Source organism: Prevotella sp. P3-92 (genome assembly GCF_002251205.1).
Taxonomy (GTDB): Bacteria; Bacteroidota; Bacteroidia; order Bacteroidales; family Bacteroidaceae; genus Prevotella.
Genome location: NZ_NPJE01000040.1, coordinates 115,300 through 135,997 on the forward strand (window position 1 = coordinate 115,300; position 20,698 = coordinate 135,997).

At 46.0% G+C, this 20,698-nt stretch carries 15 protein-coding genes and 2 tRNA genes; 14 read left to right on the forward strand and 3 right to left on the reverse strand.

Annotated elements, in window-relative coordinates; genetic code table 11:
• Window positions 1-114 precede the first annotated feature (114 nt).
• The 10 genes from CIK93_RS06475 to CIK93_RS06520 all read left to right on the forward strand — a co-directional run bounded on the left by CIK93_RS06475 (window position 115) and on the right by CIK93_RS06520 (window position 9,636).
• Window positions 115-1,110, forward strand: coding sequence for a MoxR family ATPase (locus CIK93_RS06475; RefSeq protein WP_094391684.1), 996 nt, complete (start codon window positions 115-117; stop codon window positions 1,108-1,110).
• Window positions 1,111-1,161: 51 nt separating this feature from the next.
• Window positions 1,162-2,031: a DUF58 domain-containing protein gene (locus CIK93_RS06480; protein ID WP_094391685.1), complete on the forward strand. Its 870-nt coding sequence runs from the start codon at window positions 1,162-1,164 to the stop codon at window positions 2,029-2,031.
• A 5-nt stretch (window positions 2,032-2,036) separates the two neighbouring features.
• Window positions 2,037-3,110 (forward strand): BatD family protein, encoded by a 1,074-nt coding sequence (locus CIK93_RS06485; RefSeq protein WP_173815124.1) that lies wholly within the window; start codon window positions 2,037-2,039, stop codon window positions 3,108-3,110.
• Between the two features lie 13 nt (window positions 3,111-3,123).
• Window positions 3,124-4,122, forward strand: a complete 999-nt coding sequence (locus CIK93_RS06490; protein WP_094446932.1) for a VWA domain-containing protein — start codon at window positions 3,124-3,126, stop codon at window positions 4,120-4,122.
• A 20-nt stretch (window positions 4,123-4,142) separates the two neighbouring features.
• Complete coding sequence (locus tag CIK93_RS06495; protein ID WP_094446933.1) at window positions 4,143-5,846, forward strand: VWA domain-containing protein; 1,704 nt, start codon at window positions 4,143-4,145, stop codon at window positions 5,844-5,846.
• A gap of 66 nt (window positions 5,847-5,912) precedes the next feature.
• Window positions 5,913-7,757 carry a BatD family protein gene (locus CIK93_RS06500; RefSeq protein WP_094446934.1) on the forward strand — a complete coding sequence of 615 codons (1,845 nt, stop codon included), beginning with the start codon at window positions 5,913-5,915 and terminating at the stop codon, window positions 7,755-7,757.
• A complete protein-coding gene (locus CIK93_RS14095) occupies window positions 7,754-8,557 on the forward strand; it encodes an SH3 domain-containing protein (RefSeq protein WP_094391689.1) in 804 nt (267 codons plus the stop codon). Before CIK93_RS06500 ends, CIK93_RS14095 begins: the two co-directional genes overlap by 4 nt.
• A gap of 12 nt (window positions 8,558-8,569) precedes the next feature.
• On the forward strand, window positions 8,570-9,217 hold the full coding sequence (locus tag CIK93_RS06510) for a phosphatase PAP2 family protein (RefSeq protein WP_094391690.1): 648 nt from the start codon (window positions 8,570-8,572) through the stop codon (window positions 9,215-9,217).
• A 203-nt stretch (window positions 9,218-9,420) separates the two neighbouring features.
• Window positions 9,421-9,493, forward strand: a tRNA-Thr gene (locus tag CIK93_RS06515).
• A 70-nt stretch (window positions 9,494-9,563) separates the two neighbouring features.
• A tRNA-Gly gene (locus tag CIK93_RS06520) sits at window positions 9,564-9,636 on the forward strand.
• 391 nt (window positions 9,637-10,027) lie between these two features.
• On the opposite strand, the gene nth is transcribed toward CIK93_RS06520, so the two are convergent.
• The 3 genes from nth to CIK93_RS06540 form a co-directional block, all read right to left on the reverse strand.
• Window positions 10,028-10,663: an endonuclease III gene (nth, locus tag CIK93_RS06530; RefSeq protein WP_094446936.1), complete on the reverse strand. Its 636-nt coding sequence runs from the start codon at window positions 10,661-10,663 to the stop codon at window positions 10,028-10,030.
• A gap of 287 nt (window positions 10,664-10,950) precedes the next feature.
• Window positions 10,951-12,300, reverse strand: coding sequence for an MATE family efflux transporter (locus CIK93_RS06535; RefSeq protein ID WP_094446937.1), 1,350 nt, complete (start codon window positions 12,298-12,300; stop codon window positions 10,951-10,953).
• A gap of 124 nt (window positions 12,301-12,424) precedes the next feature.
• Window positions 12,425-14,725 (reverse strand): NADP-dependent malic enzyme, encoded by a 2,301-nt coding sequence (locus tag CIK93_RS06540; protein ID WP_094436255.1) that lies wholly within the window; start codon window positions 14,723-14,725, stop codon window positions 12,425-12,427.
• A gap of 129 nt (window positions 14,726-14,854) precedes the next feature.
• Between CIK93_RS06540 and CIK93_RS06545 the strand changes: the two genes are divergently transcribed.
• The 4 genes from CIK93_RS06545 to CIK93_RS06565 all read left to right on the forward strand — a co-directional run bounded on the left by CIK93_RS06545 (window position 14,855) and on the right by CIK93_RS06565 (window position 20,549).
• The gene (locus tag CIK93_RS06545) at window positions 14,855-15,478 is read left to right on the forward strand and encodes a TetR/AcrR family transcriptional regulator (RefSeq protein WP_094446938.1); all 624 of its coding nucleotides are present in this window, start codon (window positions 14,855-14,857) and stop codon (window positions 15,476-15,478) included.
• 629 nt (window positions 15,479-16,107) lie between these two features.
• Window positions 16,108-16,575: a DUF6575 domain-containing protein gene (locus CIK93_RS06550; protein WP_094440736.1), complete on the forward strand. Its 468-nt coding sequence runs from the start codon at window positions 16,108-16,110 to the stop codon at window positions 16,573-16,575.
• 782 nt (window positions 16,576-17,357) lie between these two features.
• Entirely contained in the window at window positions 17,358-18,383 is a 1,026-nt protein-coding gene (locus CIK93_RS06560) for a virulence RhuM family protein (RefSeq protein ID WP_094391695.1), read from the forward strand.
• Window positions 18,384-19,199: 816 nt separating this feature from the next.
• Window positions 19,200-20,549, forward strand: a complete 1,350-nt coding sequence (locus CIK93_RS06565; RefSeq protein ID WP_094446939.1) for an ATP-binding protein — start codon at window positions 19,200-19,202, stop codon at window positions 20,547-20,549.
• Window positions 20,550-20,698: the final 149 nt, after the last annotated feature.

Here is a 20,698-nt window from a genome sequence, read left to right on the forward strand (position 1 = left end):
AAGACGTAGGAAACTTTTTTAATATTATTTAGATACTTGCATGAGAACTTTCCTATAGGAATTGATTACTTTTGCATCACGTAAAACAGAAATAAACAAAAATAGAATATAACTATGGCAGAATCAATTGATATCCGGGAGCTTAACATCCGGATTGAACAGCAAAGTGGATTTGTCACCAATCTCGTGACAGGAATGGATCAAGTAATAGTAGGACAGAAGCATCTCGTAGAGTCGTTGCTCATCGGACTTCTCAGCGACGGAAACATATTGCTCGAAGGTGTGCCTGGTCTGGCAAAGACACTTGCCATCAAGACCCTTTCACAACTGATTGATGCAACTTACAGCCGCATACAGTTCACACCAGACCTCTTGCCTGCCGACGTGACAGGTACGATGATCTATTCGCAGAAAGACGAGCGCTTCCAGGTGAAACAAGGTCCGGTATTCGCCAACTTCGTATTGGCAGATGAGATCAACCGCGCTCCTGCCAAGGTACAGAGTGCGTTGCTCGAAGCCATGCAGGAAAAACAGGTGACTATTGGCAAAGAAACATTTGATTTGCCCACACCATTCCTTGTGATGGCTACACAAAACCCCATCGAACAAGAAGGTACCTACCCACTTCCAGAAGCACAGATGGACCGTTTCATGCTGAAGGTGGTGATCGACTATCCTACACTCGAAGAGGAAAAACGCATCATCCGCGAGAATATCGCAGGAAAACTTCCTGAAGTGAAACCTGTCGCTACGGCTCAGGAAATCCTTAATGCAAGAAACGTGGTACGCGAGGTCTATATCGACGAGAAGATCGAACAGTATATTGCCGACATCGTATTTGCCACTCGCTATCCTGATCGCTACGGACTGAAAGACATGAAAGACCTCATAGCATACGGCGGAAGTCCGCGTGCGTCTATCAATCTGGCGAAGGCTGCCCGCGCTTATGCCTTTATCAAGCGTCGCGGATATGTTGTTCCTGAGGATGTACGCGCCGTGGCACACGATGTATTGCGTCATCGTATCGGTCTGACCTATGAGGCAGAGGCAAGCAATGTGACAAGTGAGGAAATCGTTTCAAAGATCATCAATAAGGTGGAAGTACCTTGATTGTCGCCTGTCTTATTGAAGTGATTATAAACAACGAATCAGATCAAACAAATGGAAACCGCTGAAATACTAAAAAAGGTAAGAAAGATAGAAATCAAGGCCAGAGGACTGAGCGTAAACGTCTTTGCAGGCCAGTATCACTCTGCTTTCAAGGGCCGTGGAATGGCTTTCAGCGAAGTGCGCGAATACCAGTACGGAGATGATGTCAGAGATATCGACTGGAATGTGACAGCACGCTTCCATCGCCCTTATGTCAAGGTCTTTGAAGAAGAGCGCGAACTCACCGTCATGCTACTCATAGACGTCAGCGGATCGCTCGACTTCGGCACGCAAAGCCAAATGAAGCGCGATATGGTGACAGAAATAGCTGCCACCATTGCTTTTAGCGCCATTCAGAATAATGATAAGATAGGAGTGGTATTCTTTTCCGACCATATCGAGAAGTATATCCCTCCGAAGAAAGGACGTAAACACATCCTTTATATCATACGCGAAATGCTCGACTTTCACCCTGAAAGCAAAAGAACGAACATAGAGGGAGCGTTGCAGTTTCTTACAAGTGTTGTTAAACATCGTTGTACCGCATTCGTGTTGAGCGATTTTTACGACCAGAAGGATTTCTTGCATCCCCTTCAGATTTGCAACAGAAAACATGATGTTGTTGCAGTTCAGGTCTATGACCGTTTTGCCAAGTCATTACCCGATGTGGGATTGATGCGTGTTGTTGATGCTGAAACCGGCTATGAACAGTATATTGATACCAGCAGCAAGCGCTTGCGACGTGCTCACGAACAATATTGGAATCGGATGCAACAGCATTTGCGAGAGACCATGAACAAGAGTAATGTTGACATGGTAAGCATTTCCACAGGTGATGATTTTGTCAAACACCTGTTGCTGCTATTTAAAAAGAGAAGTTGATAAGCATGAAACACCTGATATTATTTATCCTTGCATTATTGCCTGCTACGATCTTGGCGCAGGTGGATGTAGAAGCTCGTATCGACTCACTTGAGATGATGATAGGAGAGCAGGTGCATGTGACTGTGACGGCAACAGTTCCACAGCAGTCTAAGGTCAACATGCCGAGTTTCAAACCGCGTGAGAATATCGTACCGGGAGTGGAGGTGTTGGCTGTAAGCGACGAACAGACTGAAGATGTGAGCGATGGACGCATGCAGGTTAAACGCATCTATACCTTGACGTCTTTCGACGGTAAACTCTATTATCTGCCCGCATTTCGCGTTAAAGTAAACGGGAAAGTATATCCTACTAAGAGTCTGGCACTAAAGGTGATAGAAGTTGAGGTTGATACAACCAAACTCGATAAGTTCTATGGTCCGAAGGATGTACAGGACAACCCTTTCTCATGGGCTGAGTGGGCTCTTCCTTTTTGGTTGAGCATTCTCTCTTTGCTCCTGATGGCTGTGGCTTATTATCTCTACCTTCGCCTGCGCGACAACAAACCTATCATCAAGACTTTGCGTATCGTGAAGCGACTGTTGCCACACCAGAAGGCCATGAAGGAGATAGAGCAGATCAAGGCAGAACGTATGGTGTCGTCGGAGAATCCGAAGGAGTACTATACGAAACTTACCGATACGCTTCGTAAATATATAGAGGAGCGCTACCATTTCTCTGCCATGGAGATGACAAGTGGAGAGATTATAGAACGCCTGACGTCTTCGGGCGACCAGGCTATGATCGACGAACTCCGCCAGCTGTTCATCACGGCCGATTTGGTGAAGTTTGCCAAATATTCTACACTCATCAACGAGAACGACGCCAACCTGGTTAACGCTATTGCCTTTATCGACCAGACGAAACAGGAGGCGGTTGCCACAGAGGAAGTCCAGAAACCTGAGTTGACAGAAGCTGACCAACGCTCTCTGAAAACAAGACGACTGCTCAAAACCGTTATCAGCCTGATTGTCGTGGCATGTGTGGCTATGCTCGTTTATGCCGTTTATCATGTGTTGCTTCTCGGCGAGTGGATATAAATAATGAATTAGAATGGAATTTGCAAATAAAGAATATTTCCTGCTGCTGTTACTGCTGATACCGTATGTGATATGGTATCTGATGTATCGGAAGAAAACCGAACCTACCGTGCGGTTGAGCGATACCCATGCCTATAGGTTTGCAGCACGGAGCTGGAAGGTGACTTTGATGCCGATACAATTGTTGTTGAGGCTGGCGATTTTCGTACTGTTGGTATTGATATTGGCACGACCTCAAACCCATAACTCCTGGAAAAACAAATCGGTGGAGGGTATCGATATCATGATGGCGATGGACGTCTCAGGATCTATGCTGGCAGAAGACCTAAAGCCTAATCGTATTGAGGCTGCCAAACAAGTGGCTGCTGAGTTTATTGCCGGCAGACCCAACGATAATATTGGTCTGACGATATTTGCGGGTGAGGCGTTTACACAATGTCCTATGACGACCGACCACACTTCGGTACTCAACCTGCTACGGGGTGTCAGAACCGACTTGGCAACGAGAGGACTTATCGAGGATGGAACAGCCATCGGAATGGGACTTGCCAATGCTGTCAGCCGTTTGAAGGATTCTAAGGCGAAAAGCAAGGTTGTCATTCTGCTGACCGACGGTAGTAACAACCGTGGCGACTTGTCGCCCATGACATCTGCTGAAATTGCCAAAAGTCTAGGCATCAGAGTTTATACTATCGGTGTAGGTACCAATAAGGTGGCTCCTTATCCCATGCCTGTTGCCGGTGGTGTGCAGTATGTCAATATCCCTGTAGAAATAGATAGTAAGACCTTGAGTGAAATTGCCGCAGCAACAGATGGCGGCTTCTATCGCGCAACAAACAACCGGGAGTTGCAGAATATCTATCGAGAAATCGACAAACTCGAAAAGTCTAAACTCAACGTGACGCAGTTCAGCAAACGCTATGAGGCTTATCAGCCCTTTGCCTTGGCAGCATGCCTCCTGTTGCTTCTCGAATTGCTCTTACGACTTACCATATTCAGAAAACTACCTTAAAATTATCGGAGAACTGCATTATGTTTCGATTTGAAGACCCCATATATCTCTATTTGCTGATATTGATACCGATTCTGGTGTTGATGCAATTCTGGATGGTGTATCAACAAAAGAAACGCCTCAGACGATTTGGCGATATCAATCTCGTACGCGAGTTGATGCCCAACGTTTCTCGCCATCGTCCACGGGTGAAATTCATATTGCTGATTGCAGCCTTGGCGCTCATGATCGTGATGCTGGCGCGTCCGCAGATGGGTACCAAGATCAACCATGAGAAGCGAACGGGTATTGAAACCATCATCGCCATGGATATTTCCAATTCTATGTTGGCGGAAGATGTGGCACCAAGTCGTCTCGACAGAGCCAAAATGATGGTAGAAAACCTTGTTGACCATTTCACCAACGACAAGATCGGACTGATCGTATTTGCCGGCGACGCCTTTGTGCAACTGCCTATTACGAGCGACTACGTTTCTGCTAAAATGTTTTTGAGCAATATCGATCCCTCGATGATTGATGTACAGGGTACCGACCTTGCTGCCGCCATTAAAATGGCAACAAACAGTTTTACGCAGGAACAAGGTATTGGCAAGGCCATCATCGTGATAACAGATGGAGAAGACCATGAGGGTGGGGCGCTTGAGGCTGCACGTGAGGCAAAAGACAAAGGTATGCGTGTGTTTGTTCTTGGCATAGGATCTCCTAAAGGAGCGCCTATCCCCATCGGCGGCGGTAACGATTACATCAAAGACGAAACAGGGCAGACCGTCATGTCGGCTTTGAATGAAGATATGTGTAAACAGGTGGCTGAAGCTGGAGGCGGAGCCTATATTCACGTGGAAAACAATTCCAACGCGCAAGAGCAACTCAACGCAGAACTCGACAAACTCTCTAAGAAGGAAACGGCTGTAACTATCTATAGCGATTTCGACGAACAGTTTCAGGCGGTTGCCATCCTCGTCATGCTCTTGCTGATCATAGAAATCTGTATCCTTGAGGTTCGCAATCCACATCTCAGCAAGCTTCACCTCTTCAGCCGAAAGAAACCCATGATGCTCCTGCTCTTGCTTCTTGCGGCTACGCTCAACGTGCAGGCGCAGTCCGACCGCGACTATGTCAGAAAGGGCAATCGACAGTTCAGGGCTGGCAATTATGCTGAAGCGGAAACCAGCTATCGCAAGGCGTTGGAACGCAACGACCGCAATCCTCAGGCTATATATAATCTGGGTAATGCCCTCCTGATGCAACGCAAAGACTCGGCTGCCATACAGCAGTTTCAGAGTGCTGCCAAACTGGAACAAAACCCGTATCGTCGTGCGCAGGCTTACCATAACATAGGTACCGTTTGTCAGACGCTCAAGATGTATGGCGATGCCATAGAGGCGTATAAGGAGGCTTTGCGCAATAATCCTCGCGATAACGAGACGCGTTACAACCTTGAACTCTGCAAACGTCAACAGAAACAGCAGAAGCAACAGCAGCAACCTCAACAAAACAATAAAGACAAAAAAGACGATAAGCAAAAGCAGCAAAAACAGGAGAATAACAAGCAGAAGCAAGACAAGCAGAAGCAACAACAGCAACAGCAGAAACCACAGATGAGTAAGGAAAATGCAGAACAACTGTTGAATGCCGCCATGCAGGAAGAAAAGAATACGCAACAGCGCATCAAGAAAGCTCAACAGCAGCATCAGCAGAAACGCAGGTTGCAGAAAAAATGGTAATGGATACAAGCTATTTACATAACAACTATTCAGTTTCAAAGTCAAGACCCATTGAACAGGAAAGAAATGAAGAACAATACCACAGATAGCACTATTCAACATGCACAATGGCTGATCCCATTGGTCGCGATGCTGCTCATGTCGGTAACGACATTCGGACAGCACATGGTGGGACGTGCTCCCTCGCAAGTTGCCGTAGGAGAACAGTTCCGTCTTACCTATACGGTCAATACGGATGATGTAAACGATTTTCGTGCAGGTAATATCCCGGAAGCCCTGGAGGTGCTGATGGGACCGCGTACCAGTACGCAGTCGAGTTTTCAGATGATCAACGGAAAGACTTCCAGCTCTTCGTCGGTTACCTTTACCTATATCGTCTGTGCTAACAAAGCTGGAAACTATACCATTCCTGCCGCACGTGCTGTGGCAGCAGGAAAGCAGATCCACTCCAACGTATTACACATCAGGGTGTCGGGCTCTGCCTCGTCTTCACAGCAAGACCGTGGACAACGCTCGGAGAATCATGGTTCTGCCATGAGCAACCGCATCACGGGTAATACGCTCTTTATGAAGGTTAGCGCCAACAAGCGACGCGTCCACGAACAAGAGCCTATCTTGCTGACCTATAAGGTCTATACCTTGGTCAATCTGACCTCGCTCAATGGTAAGATGCCTGATCTGAAGAGCTTCTATACCCGTGAGGTTCCGCTACCACAACAGAAGAGCTTCCATGTCGAGACCCTCAACGGACGTCCTTATCGTACCGTTACCTGGCAACAGTATGTGATGTTCCCGCAGACCACAGGACGCCTTGAAATTCCAAGTTTGGATTACGAGGGCATGGTGATGCTTGAAAACCGCGACGTCGATCCCTTTGAAGCCTTCTTCAACGGAGGTTCGGGATATACAGAGGTCAAGAAGATTATCAAAGCGCCGGGACTGACCATTACCGTAGATCCGTTGCCTGCACGTCCTACCAATTTCTCTGGTGGAGTAGGAACGTTCTCGCTATCTGCCTCTCTCGACAAACAAGAGGTCAAGGCCAACGATCCCGTGACCATGCGTATTGTCGTGAGTGGAGTGGGTAATATGAAGCTCATCAAGCAACCGGCTGTCGAACTGCCCAAGGATTTCGACCAGTATGATGCGAAGATTACCGATAAGACAAAACTCTCTACCAACGGTATTGAGGGTAGCATGATCTACGATATCCTCATCGTACCTCGCCATCAAGGCAATTACGAACTGAAACCTATCGAGTTTGTGTATTTCGATACCAAGACGGGCAGTTATAAGACGTTACGCTCACAACCCTTTACCTTGAAGGTTGCTAAGGGTAGTGGCAGTTCGTCGTCAACCTTTGCTAGCGAAGAACTGCAACAAGTCAATAAAGACATCCGCTTTATAAAGACCGGAGAGGTCAATCCCAGAATGTTGGGCGACACCTTCTTCGCGTCAACAGCCTACTGGACTATCCTTGTTGTCCTGCTGGGCATCTTCGTTACCTTGTTTGTAGCATTCCGCCAGCGAGCCATCGATCAGGCTAACGTAGTGAAGATGCGTGGCAAACGGGCCAACAAGGTGGCCATACGACGACTTCGTACAGCCGCCAAACTCTTGAAGGCCGACAAGCAGAATGAGTTCTACGACGAGGTGTTGCGTGCCCTTTGGGGATACGTGGGCGATAAACTCAATATTCCTGTTGCCGAACTCTCACGCGAGAATATCAGCCAGCGCCTTGGCGATCGTCAGGTAGATGGCGAAACTATCAAACTCTTCATCGGAGCCCTTGATGAATGTGAGTTTGCGCGCTACGCTCCTGGTGATGCGCATGGTAATATGAACAAGGTGTATGAAGCTGCCATAGAGGCTATTACATATATCGAAAAAGGAAGAGAGGTGAAGTCATGATAAAATATGCTATACAACATACCACAGCTGCCAAACGCTTTGTTGGAACAATAGCCTTGGGATGCTGTCTCACGCTGATGTTGATGATGCCGTTGACGCTACAAGCGCAAAAGGTGACGAAGGCTGATGCCGATAGCGCCTATACCCATGAGCGCTACCAGCAGGCCATCCATATCTACGAGGAATTGCTCAAGCAAGGGGAGGATGCCGACCTCTACTACAACCTGGGTAATGCCTGGTATCGTACCGATAATATCACACGGGCTATTCTCAATTATGAGCGTGCACTACTCCTTTCGCCTGGCGACGAGGATATTCGTTTCAACCTACAGATGGCACAATCAAAAACCATCGATCGCATCACGCCGGAAACGGAGATGTTCTTCGTCACCTGGTACCATTCCCTGGTCAATCTCATGAGTGTTGACGCATGGGCATGGTTGGCGCTTGTCTCGTTAGCGCTTGCCATCATACTGGCGTTGGTCTATCTCTTCGTAGATCGCGTGTGGATGCGAAAGACGGGATTCTTCGGCGCTCTCGCCTTGCTGATGATATTCTTCTTGGCCAACCTCTTTGCTTGGCAACAGCGCGACAAGCTCCTGCATCGTGATGGAGCCATCGTCGTGGCGCCTACCGTTTCGGTCAAGAGTACCCCGGCGAAAAACGGTACCGATCTGTTTACCATCCACGAAGGAACACGTGTCACCATCACAGACAATACGATGAAGGGATGGCGCGAGATACGCTTGGCAGATGGAAAGCGCGGATGGATTGCCGTAGAAACCATAGAGATTATTTAGGCTGTAACCCACATGGAAACGATCATTCAGTTTGACCAGCAATTGTTGTTGATGCTCAACGGTAGCGACTCGTTGTTTGTTGACCAACTGGCAGTAATCCTGACCAATGCCCGTACGTGGATTCCACTCTATATCGCATTATTCTATATGGTGCTGCGATGCAACAATAGTGTTTCACAGGTGCTTTTGGTATTAGGCGCAGCAGGCCTCTGTGTGGTATTGGCAGGAACCATCGACGACACCATTGTCAAACCGTTGGTTGCCCGATGGCGACCTACCCACGACCCACAGATAGGTATCCTCGTCGATGTCGTCAACGACTATCGTGGAGGCAACTACGGTTTCTTCTCCGCCCATGCCGCCAATACGTTTAGTTTGGCGGTCTTCTTCTCGTTATTGACACGCAACCGCATCCTATCGTATTTTCTGATAGGCTGGTCGTTGGTCAACTGTTGGACGCGCATATACCTTGGCGTGCATTATCCAGGCGACATCCTTGTCGGTCTGCTCTGGGGCGGACTGGTAGGCTATGGCGTCTATCGCCTCTATCTCCGTGTTGCGAAACCCGTAGCCTATGGCATGTATTTCTGCGAGATACCCGTCCTTGTCCTTGTCCTGACAGCCTTCTGTGCCGTACTCTACAGCCTCGTTTGTTCATAATAAGGCTGTCCAACCGTCTCAATAGACTGAAACAAGGAATGAACGACGAGAGACGATATCGTTTGTAATCCTCGTTTTCAACGGTTGGAAGTTGGGGTAGGGAGAACCTTTTCACGTATAACTTTATAAAGAAAAGTTTTGTGATTTCGTTTTTTATTAGTATCTTTGCATCCGCTTAAACAAAAAGGCGTTCTTTGAATGTTGCCGATATGGCTCAGTTGGTAGAGCAACGCATTCGTAATGCGTGGGTCGCCGGTTCGAGTCCGGCTATCGGCTCATTTCATACAGGAGTTAGAACCTATGTTCTGACTCCTGTTGTCTTAAAAGGCACATTATTTTTCTCCATGCGGATTTAGCTCAGTTGGTAGAGCACTGGCTTCCCAAGCCGAGGGTCGCGGGTTCGAGTCCCGTAATCCGCTCCTTTTTTATCTCCCCCGAAAAAGTCACACGGAATTTTTTTATCCACGGAACATACGGAATTTTTTTATCCACGGATCACACGGATCACACGGAAAAGATTCTAGTTAAAGATGTTGTTCAAGATTCTAGTTTAGATTTCGAGCCGTAGGCGATCCCCAATTAAATCCTTCCCAGAAGCGAGGAACTCGAGCGCATTTTCAGTTGAGATTTTCTTAAAGATTTTATTTGCTGCCTCCCTGAATTTCAGATTATTTCTTGCGAAGCAATATCTTAAACAAGATTTCCTCCAAAGATTTCTTGCCGTAGGCAACCCCAAAAACATCCGTCTAAGATCCGATGATTGATTTCCGTGCGACATGAGAAGAATCCGTGTCATCTGTGTGCAACCTTTCACCGGATGGCAGAAGGGCAGAGGTCACGCAGGAAGCAATCAGCACAATGGGGCTTGCGAGCCGTACAAACGTAACGACCATGGAGCAACAGCCAATGGTGAGCAAGGGGAATATCGGCAGAAGGGATGATGCGCAAGAGTTGACGCTCAACCAACAAAGGAGTAGAGGCAGACCGCGTGACGATACCTAACCGATGGCTGACGCGGAACACATGGGTATCTACAGCCATGGCAGACTGTCCGAATGCCACACTCAACAGCACATTAGCCGTCTTACGACCCACGCCGGGAAGCGTCAGAAGATCTTCCATCGTCGCAGGAACCTCCCCATTGTGATGCGTCATCAATTCACGAGCCATCTCAACCAGATGGGCAGCTTTGGCATTGGGGTACGATACGCTCCTGATGTACTCATAGACCTCATCGGCTTCTGCTTCTGCCAGACTGCGTGCATCAGGATATTGTTTGAAAAGAGCAGGCGTAACCAGGTTAACGCGTTTGTCGGTACATTGTGCACTAAGCATTACCGCCACAAGTAGTTGGAAGATGCTGCCAAACTGCAATTCCGTTGTTGGATTGGGCATCTTCTCGCGAAATCTCGCAAAAATCAAAGCATCACGTTCATTCTTTTTCATATTCGTTGTTTTATCTTACACGGTCACACGCTATTTTTTTATCCACGGATTACACGGAACACACGGAAAAGATTCTAGTTAAAGATTTTGTTTTGTGTTGCTTACGCAAGAAATCTTAGAGGAAATCTTCATGTAAAATCTAAGGACCTAAACGGTCCAGAAATCTATTTAATAATATTGTTATCTTCCTAAAATATTTCTTGCCGTAGGCAACATCTTAAACAAGATTTCCCCCAAAGATTTCTTGCCGTAGGCAACTAAAAAAATCCATCTAAGTTCCGATGATTTCATCCATGTGACATTTTATTGAGTTCCTTTTTGAATCTGATGTAGTATAGGAATCCCGCGATGGTCAGACCAAAGGGGAAAGCCGTCCAGATGCCATAGATGCCCAGATCGCAGATAAAGCCGAGGGTATATCCCAAGGGCAGGCTGACCACGAAATAGGCGATGAAGGCATAGGTCACCATCGGTTGTACGCAGGTTATTCCACGTAAGGCATTGGCAAACGCGTATTGCATGCCATCGCCAAACTGATAGAGCGCCAAGATGAGAATCAACCCCGACACATACAGTTGCACCTCGATATTCTCGCTGAACAAACCGCCGATATGGTTGCGGAACAGCAAGATTGGGATGCTCAGCACGAAGGAGATAAAGAGGTTCAGACGGAAACCATCCATCGCATTAGCCTTCACGGCAGCAAAGTCGCGTTGTCCCACGAAATGGCTGACGCGTATCGCCATGGCAGCTGCCAATCCCGACAGAATCAGGTAGAACAGTTGCGAGATGGTAATCATCACCTGATGGGCAGCCAAAGGAACCGTACCCAACCATCCTGCCATCACACAACTCAGACTGAACGCAGCACTCTCCATGCCGAGTTGCAAGGCAACAGGCCAGCCCAAGCGGTTCATTTCTATGAAATCCACTTTGTTGATAGGATAGGAGAGGAAGTGGAGGCGATAGGTCTTGTAGCGTCGGCAGGAGAGCATCACGCCAACGAGGACGAGAGCCATGAAGACACGCGACCCTAATGTGGCAATACCGGCACCCAGGAGTCCCATTTCAGGAAAACCGCCCACGCCATAGATGAGAAGCCAGTTGAAGAGAATATTCAGCAGGTTACCGCCCACCATGGTCCACATCGCCACTTTGGTTTGTGCAATACCGTCAAAGAATTGTTTCAGCGTGTTGAAGAGACCGACAAAGAGGATGCTCGCCAGATTGACCAGGAAATACGGCCGGATGAGCGACAGCAGTTCGTCAGGTTGTCCGATGTGTTCAAGATTGAAATAGAGGAAGGTCATGACGGCTGTAAACAGCAAGCCGACAACACCGTTGGCCACAAGAGAGTTTTTCACTTTTCCTCCTACGGCTTCGTTTTGCCCCATACCATAGAGTCGTCCTACGACAGGCGTCAGTCCGTAGGAGAAACCCATATAGGCGATAAGAACAAGACCGAAGATATTGTTGACCAGGCCGGCGGCAGCCAGTTCTTCTGTGCTGTGATGACCTATCATGAGCGTATCGGCAAAACCGAGTACGATGGTGCCCAACTGGCCGATGATAATGGGAATGCCCAGCACGAGCAGTTCGCGGTAATGATGTCGTTGTTGTGATGTTGTAAGCGTCATTTCTTTCCGAGTTTGTCAGTCTGCGGGCCACTACCTGTGAAAGCCCAAATATGGGAGCCGGCAAAAAGTCTGTCGGCTCCCATATCGTATAGAGAGAGGGAGTGGGAACTCCCTGAGTATGTTATTATTTAGCAGCGTTGATGCGTTTCTTCACCTTATCCACGTAGGCATCGATGGTAGCAACAGCCACGATATTCACCACGTCGCGCACGCTGGCTCCGAAGTCGATGAAGTGGATAGGTTTGTTGAGTCCCATCTGGATCGGGCCGATAATCTCGACGTCCGCATCCAGCATCTGCAGCATCTTATAGCTTGAGCGTGCTGATGAGAGGTTGGGGAATACGAGTGTGTTCACATCCTTACCATTCAGGCGACTGAAAGGATACTGTTCGTCGCGGAGTTCGCGGTCGAGGGCAAAGCCCAGCTGCATCTCACCGTCGATAGCCAGTTCAGGATATTGCTGCTGCATGATTTCCGTAGCCTTGCGCACTTTCTGTGCCCCATCAGAAGTAGAGCTGCCGAAGTTAGAGTGAGAAATCATCGAGATAACCGGTTTCTCGTTGAAGAAGCGTACGCTGGTAGCCGCCAGCCGTGCGATATCAACAAGTGCGTCGGTATCAGGATTCTCGTTCACCATGGTATCGGCAATATACAGGGTACCCTTCTGAGAGTTGATGATATGCATCGAACCGAAATGCTTGTATTCCGGACGGATGCCAATTACCTCTTTTGCCACCTTGATAGTGTTGCTGTATTTGGTATAGAGACCTGTGAGGAAAGCATCAGCCTCGCCAGTCTCCACCATCATCATACCGAAGTAGTTGCGCTCAAACATCTTATCGTTAGCCTCCTGGAAGGTGTATCCGTCGCGCTGGCGTTTCTCGGTCAGGATACGTGCATAACGCTCGCGGCGCTCCTGCTCGTCAGGATGACGCAGGTTGATAATCTCGATACCGTCGAGGTTGAGGTCCAGCTGTTTAGCCAATTTCGCAATCACCTCGTCGTTACCCAGCAGGATGGGGTGGCAGATGCCTTCAGCCTTCGCCTGTACGGCAGCTTTCAGCATAGTGGGGTGTACAGCTTCAGCAAATACCACACGCTGTGGATGAGCCGAGGCAGTAGCGTAGAGCTTCTGAGTCAGTTTAGTCTCCTGACCGAGCAATACCGACAGCGAACGCTTGTATTCATCCCAGTCCTCGATGGTCTTGCGAGCCACGCCACTCTCGATGGCAGCCTTGGCAACGGCAGCACTCACCTCTGTGATGAGACGAGGGTCAACAGGTTTCGGAATGAAGTACTGGCGACCGAAGGTGAGGTTGTTCACCTTATAGACATCGTTGACCACGTCGGGTACAGGCTGTTTGGCAAGATCGGCAATAGCGTGAACGGCAGCCAGCTTCATCTCTTCGTTGATGGCGGTAGCGTGAACGTCGAGTGCACCACGGAAGATGTATGGGAAACCAATCACGTTGTTGATCTGGTTAGGATAGTCAGTACGACCTGTTGACATCAAGGTGTCGGGACGAGCCTCCATGGCATCCTCGTATGAGATCTCAGGTACGGGGTTAGCCAAGGCGAAGATGATAGGATCTTTAGCCATCGACTTCACCATATCCTGCGAGAGCACGTTACCCTTCGACAGACCAACGAAAACGTCGGCTCCGTTGACAGCCTCTTCCAGGGTATGCACATCACGACGATCGGTAGCAAAGAATTTCTTCTGTTCGTTCAGGTTCTCGCGGTCAGAAGTGATCACACCCTTCGAGTCGAGCATCAGGATATTCTCCTTTTGAGCGCCGATAGCCATATAGAGTTTGGTACAAGAGATGGCAGCAGCACCCGCGCCGTTGACCACGATCTTCACCTTTTTAATATCCTTACCAATCACTTCAAGGGCATTTTTCAGTCCGGCAGCAGAAATGATAGCCGTACCATGCTGGTCGTCGTGCATCACGGGGATGTCGAGAGTACGCTTCAGGCGCTCCTCGATATAGAAGCACTCAGGCGCCTTGATATCCTCAAGGTTGATACCGCCGAAGGTAGGCGCAATCTTCTCTACCGCTTCACAGAATTTCTCAGGGTCCTTCTCAGCCACCTCGATATCGAACACATCGATGCCACCATAGATTTTAAACAAGAGGCCCTTACCCTCCATGACGGGTTTGCCGCTCATGGCGCCAATATCACCCAGTCCAAGGACAGCCGTTCCGTTAGAGATTACAGCCACGAGGTTTCCTTTGTCAGTATATCGATAGGCAGCCTCAGGGTCTTGCTGGATCTCAAGACACGGATAGGCAACACCAGGAGAGTAGGCGAGCGACAGGTCTGTCTGTGTACGGTAAGCCTTGGTAGGCTTCACTTCAATTTTTCCAGGACGGCCAGCCTCATGATAGTTGAGGGCGGCCTCTTTAGAGATTTTTACCATAATAATATAAGTAGCTTTACGTTTGTTCCATTAAAAACAGCACAAAATTACAAAAAATGAGCGAAAATACGCGAAAAAACATCAACCTTTTTAATCTTTTTAGTAACTTTGTGGGCAAAATGGTTACTTATGCAGGAAATAACAAGAGATTTGACTGATTATCGTATAGGATTAAGGGATAAGATACTGGAAACAGCCATGGCTGCGTTTGAGAAAAAAGGTGTAAAGGCGGTTAAGATGGACGACATAGCAACAGCCTTGTCCATATCCAAGCGCACCTTATATGAAATATATGATGACAAAGAGGCTTTATTGTATGAAGGCATCAGCAAGCGCGACCGTCTGCGTCACGACCAGATACAATCCTATGCCAGCAAAGGTCATAATGTGATGGAGATACTGAAGGAAGCCTATCGTGTCAATAGTAACGCCTCCCGCAATATCTGTCCTGCATTCTACGAAGACATCCATCGCTATCCTAAGATAGAGCAATACATGCAGAAAGTCAGGGCCCAGAAGTGCGCCGAGATATTAGATTTCATGCATTTAGGTGTTGAGCAAGGTTTCTTCCGTTCCGACATCAACTACAATCTCTTTCTTATCCTTTATGACTCCGTCGCCGATGCCATCATCGAAAACAAGCTCTTGTCAACCTATACCATGGACGAGCTCTACTACAATTTCTTCCTTGTTCCCCTCCGTGGCGTATGCACAGAAAAAGGCCTGCAACTGGTAGCGGAAACCTGGAAATAGCCTTGCACACGGAGTTTATAGGTTATAGGTTATGGGTTAGAGGTTAAAGGTTAAAGGTTAAAGGTTATAGGTTAAAGGTTATAGGTTAAAGGTTAAAGGTTATAGGTTAAAGGTTAGAGGTTAAAGGTTAAAGGTTAAAGGTTATTTTTAAGATTTTCGTAGGATGACAAAGACCACTCCCTCAGACTTCAGACCTCAGACTTCAGACCTCAGACTTCAGACTTCATTTTTGTTAAAGATTCTTGTAAAGATTCTAGTTAAGATTTCGAGCCGTAGGCGATCCATAATAAAACCCTTCCCAGAAGCGAGGAACTCGAGCGCATTTTTAGTCAGGATTTTTGTTAAAGATTTTATTTCCGTCTAATATCCGTCTAATATCCGATGATCCGATGATCCGATGATCCATTTCTGGCAGAAAAAGCCTAAAAACTTGCATAAAAGAGAAATATTGCTTATTTTTGCAAACGGATTTAAACCACAGACAGATGGGAACATATAAGTATTTCTTCTGGAATTGTTTCCAATAACGATGGCAACATCACACCCCCAGCCAGTAACGGACATTATAACCTATTTGAGTTTCCATCATGTGACTTATCCAAAACATTTAAACTAGAGGAGGACAAATTATGAAAACAATAAAAGGTATAAGCATCAGGAATCGCAATTTCGACAAGTTCAAGAAAGTGGCCGATCTTATATATTTTGATGGACCATTGTTGTCACACTATGTAACTATCAATGGTGACAACTATCTCTTCTATTGGATAGACCAAGATGATGCAGACAATCGTTGGATGTTCATCAGAACCGATTACGACACCATCCTGAAGTACACCCAAAAAAAGCAGACATTACGTAATATTTTAAGTTCGCCATTAGACGACATAGTATATACTGTTGATATAGATAACGAAGGACATCATCACAATTTCCAAGCCCATTCCATAGAAGATTTTCCAGAGGATTATCTCCCCTCTGAAGATTCTTATTATGAATTTGAACCTGAAGATGTAAACAAAGAAAACTTATCCATAGCAGAAATGAGTGGCAAAAAACTCGATTGGTTCCGCAAAGTCTGTGCTGCGGTACTATAATACTTTTTAATGTCACACATGGTCACCCGTTCACCCGAATTTCACGGATTACATGGAATTTTTTTTATCCACGGAACACACGGAGAACACGGAGCACACGGAGCACACGGAAAAGATTATAGTTAAAGATTATTGTAAAGATTATAGTTTAGATGTCGAGCCGTAGGCGATCCATAATAAACCCCTTCCCAGAAGCGAGGAACTCGAGCGCATTTTGGTCAAGGATTTTTGTTAAAGATTTTATTTCCGTTTAATATCCGTTTAAATTCCGATGATGATTGATTTCTGGCCAAAGGCCATATTTCATTAAAGATTTCCCCCAAAGATTTCTAGCCTTCAGGCTACCAAAAAACATCCGTCTAACATCCGTCTAATATCCGATGATCCGTGTCATCCGTGTGCGACAATAAAAATTTCCGATGATCCTAAATTATTTTTTTGCATCAGAAAGTGGTGAAATCGGTCTATTTTTCTTAATTTAACGTGTGGAATGGTGGAATTTTGAAGAATTTATATAAATTTGCATCAAACGATAATAAATATTATATGGAGCAAGACTTGAATCGCATCAAGTTAGTCCTTGTCGAAAAGAAGAAGACCGGGAAATGGCAACCACAAGAAATAGGCGTATCAGAGTGTACTATGTCAAGATGGACTTGTAATAAAGCTCAGCCTAACCTTAGTTTTATGCCATTGCAAAACTGCTTGGTGTCGAAATGAAAGATCTGTAAAGAAGCAAAACCAAGTTCTTCTCCTAACCAAGACGTTAAAGTAATGTATATATGGATAAAGGCCAATTTTTATTATATCAAACTCCTGACGGCGATTCACAGATAGAGGTGAAGCTGCAAAACGATACAGTCTGGCTCTCACTCGACCAGATGGCAGAGTTGTTTCAACGTAATAAGTCCACAATCTCACGACATATAAAAAATGTATTGGAGGATGGGGAGTTGGACGAAAAAGAGGTAGTTGCATTTTTTGCAATAACCACTAAGCATGGTGCTATTGAGGGAAAAGTACAGGAGCACCAAGTCGCTTTCTACAACCTCGACATGATAATCAGCGTAGGTTATCGTGTACATTCATACCGTGGTGTTCAGTTTCGTATATGGGCAACCAAGGTACTGAAGGAGTATATAGTAAAAGGCTTCGCCATGAACGATGACCTGTTGAAGAGAGCAGGAGGTGGCAATTACTTTGACGAGCTGCTTGCAAGAATACGTGACATCCGCTCCAGTGAGAAGGTGTTCTATCGTAAGGTATTGGAGATTTATGCCCTCAGTATCGACTATGACCCACGAGTGGAAATGACACAAAAGTTCTTCAAGACAGTACAGAACAAGATGCACTATTCGATTCATGGTCACACGGCGGCGGAAATAATATATGAGAGAGCCGATGCAGAGAAAGACTTTATGGGACTTACAACGTGGTCAGGAGCTATGCCGACTAAGCCCGAAGCGGAAATAGCCAAGAACTATCTCACCCACGAAGAAATCAAGTCCTTGAACCGCATCGTGAGCCTGTATCTTGACTTCGCCGAAATGCAAGCCGAGGAACACCGCCCAATGTATATGAAGGACTGGATAAACATTCTCGATGACTTTCTCCGTATCTCCCGAAAAGACATTCTCACCCATGCAGGCAAAATCTCCGCCAAACTTGCCAAAGAGAAAGCCAACCAGGAATACGACAAATTCAAGGAGCGTACCAAGAACAACCTCTCACTTGTAGAGATTCACTTTTTGGAGAACTTTGAGCGTGAGCAGAAAAGGTTGTTGGGAGAAAAAGACAACATTAAGTGAAGTCCCATCAAGTGTCCCCCTGTTTCCGGGAAATTTTATCCACGGAACACACGGAGAACACGGATTCTAGTTAAAGATTATTCTAAAGATTTTCGTTAAGATTTCGAGCCTGTAAGGCGATCCATAATAAACCCCTTCCCAGAAGCGAGGTATTCGAGCGCATTCTCGTCAAGGATTTTTATTAAAGATTATATTTTTAGTTGCCTGTCGGCAAGAAATCTTAGAGGAAATCTTTGGTAAAAATCTAAGGACCTAAACGGTCCAGAAATCTATTTAAGATTCTATTTCCTTAAAATATTTCTTGCCGTAGGCAACATCTTATTAAAAAAGATTTCCTCCAAAGATTTCTTGCCGTAGGCAACCCCAAAAACATCCGTATAAATTCCGTTTAAATTGGCATACGCCTTTGTTTTCTCGCCATGGCATAATTAAAGCGAGCTTAACTTCGTTGACTTTCCTCACGATCGGAAAACTTCAAGCGAGCTTGATTTTTCGCTCACTTAATCGGAAAGTTAGATTCTGCTCATGGCTTAACGAAAACAATCCGATGATGATTGATTTCTGGCCATAGGCCATATTTCATTAAGGATTTCCTCCAAAGATTTCTTGCCGTAGGCAACCCCCAAAACATCCGTATAAATTCCGTCTAATATCCGATGATCCGATGAGTCATTCTAGGGAAGAAAAGTGTTAAATCTTGGAAAAACGGACAAAAATACGTATGTGTATCTTGGAAAAACGGACAAAATTTAGTATTTTTGCCATGGAAAAACGGACAAACACCCCCCGTTTGGCATTATAAAAGAAGATAGAAGTATGATTAAACGCAAGATAGACAACTATTTAGCAGACTTTTTCGCTACAGATAAGAAAGCGTTAATGCTGACAGGAGCAAGACAGATAGGAAAAACATATTCTATCCGTCGTTTCGGACATGAACATTTTGAAAGATTCATAGAAATCAATTTCATCGAAAATCCTGGCTTGGTAAAGGTCTTCAGCAAGGCGAAGAATAGTCAAGACATCTTGTTGCGTCTCTCCACGGTAACCAGCCAGGATTTGATCAAGGATAATACCCTTGTGTTCTTTGATGAAGTGCAGGAATGCCCCGAAATCGTAACCGCCATCAAATTTCTGGTAGAAGAGGGGAGCTATCGCTATATTTTAAGCGGCAGCTTATTGGGAGTGGAAATTAAGAACCTCCGTTCTGCACCAGTGGGATATATGGATGTGAAAGACATGTATCCGCTCGACTTGGAGGAGTTTGCTGCAGCCGTTGGTATCAACGATAGAATCATAGAAGCTTTAAGGAATCATTTTGCAGACGGTACTGTTGTAGATGACTTCATCCATGAAAAGATGATGGAGATATTCCGCCTTTATCTTATAGTAGGTGGAATGCCGGCAGCTGTTGATAAATATCTCACTACCAATAATCTGCAAGAGGTCATGGCAGAACAACAGGCCATCATACGTCTGTATAAGCAGGATATTGCGAAATATGACCCCAATCATAAATTGTATATTCAGGAAATCTTTGACAGGATACCTGCTGAGCTTGATGCCAAGAACAAGCGGTTCATATTGAAGAACCTGAATGAAAACATCAAGTTTTCACGTTATCAGAATAGTTTCCTGTGGTTGAAAGATGCTGGTGTGGCCTTACCCGTATATAATGTAGGGGAGCCTACTGTACCTTTGATATTGTCGAGCAGCCGAAACTTATTCAAGCTGTTTATGGCAGATATCGGTCTTTTGGCAAGTCTTTATGCGGATGGCATTCAATTGAAGATTTTGGATAACGAACCATCCATCAACTTTGGTTCGATATATGAGAATGCAGTAGCACAAGAACTCTGGGCTCATGGTTTCCCGTTGTATTATTATAACAACAAGCGACAGGGAGAGCTAGATTTTGTTATAGAGCAAAATGGAGAGGTGTTGCCGATAGAAGTTAAATCGGGTAAGGATTATGATCGTCACAAAGCACTCACGAATGTGGTGAGTACCACTACCTATCAGATTTCAAAAGCCATTGTGTTGTGTAATGATAATGTGAAGAAAGTTGGAAAAATCACTTATCTCCCTATTTACATGCTGATGTTTATTAAGAGAGAACAGCAACTTCCTACTCAATACACCATAGATCTAAGCGGTCTGGTTTAAGGAAAATCTGCACACGGATTCCACTCTAAGTTTGCAGAAGAATGCGACGCAGTCGCATAAATGTTAAATAATCAAGGTAAAACTATGATTGCTAAAGACAGTTTCGTACCTTTGTTGTAAAAAGGTAGAATCGGTCTGTCGAAGAGGTA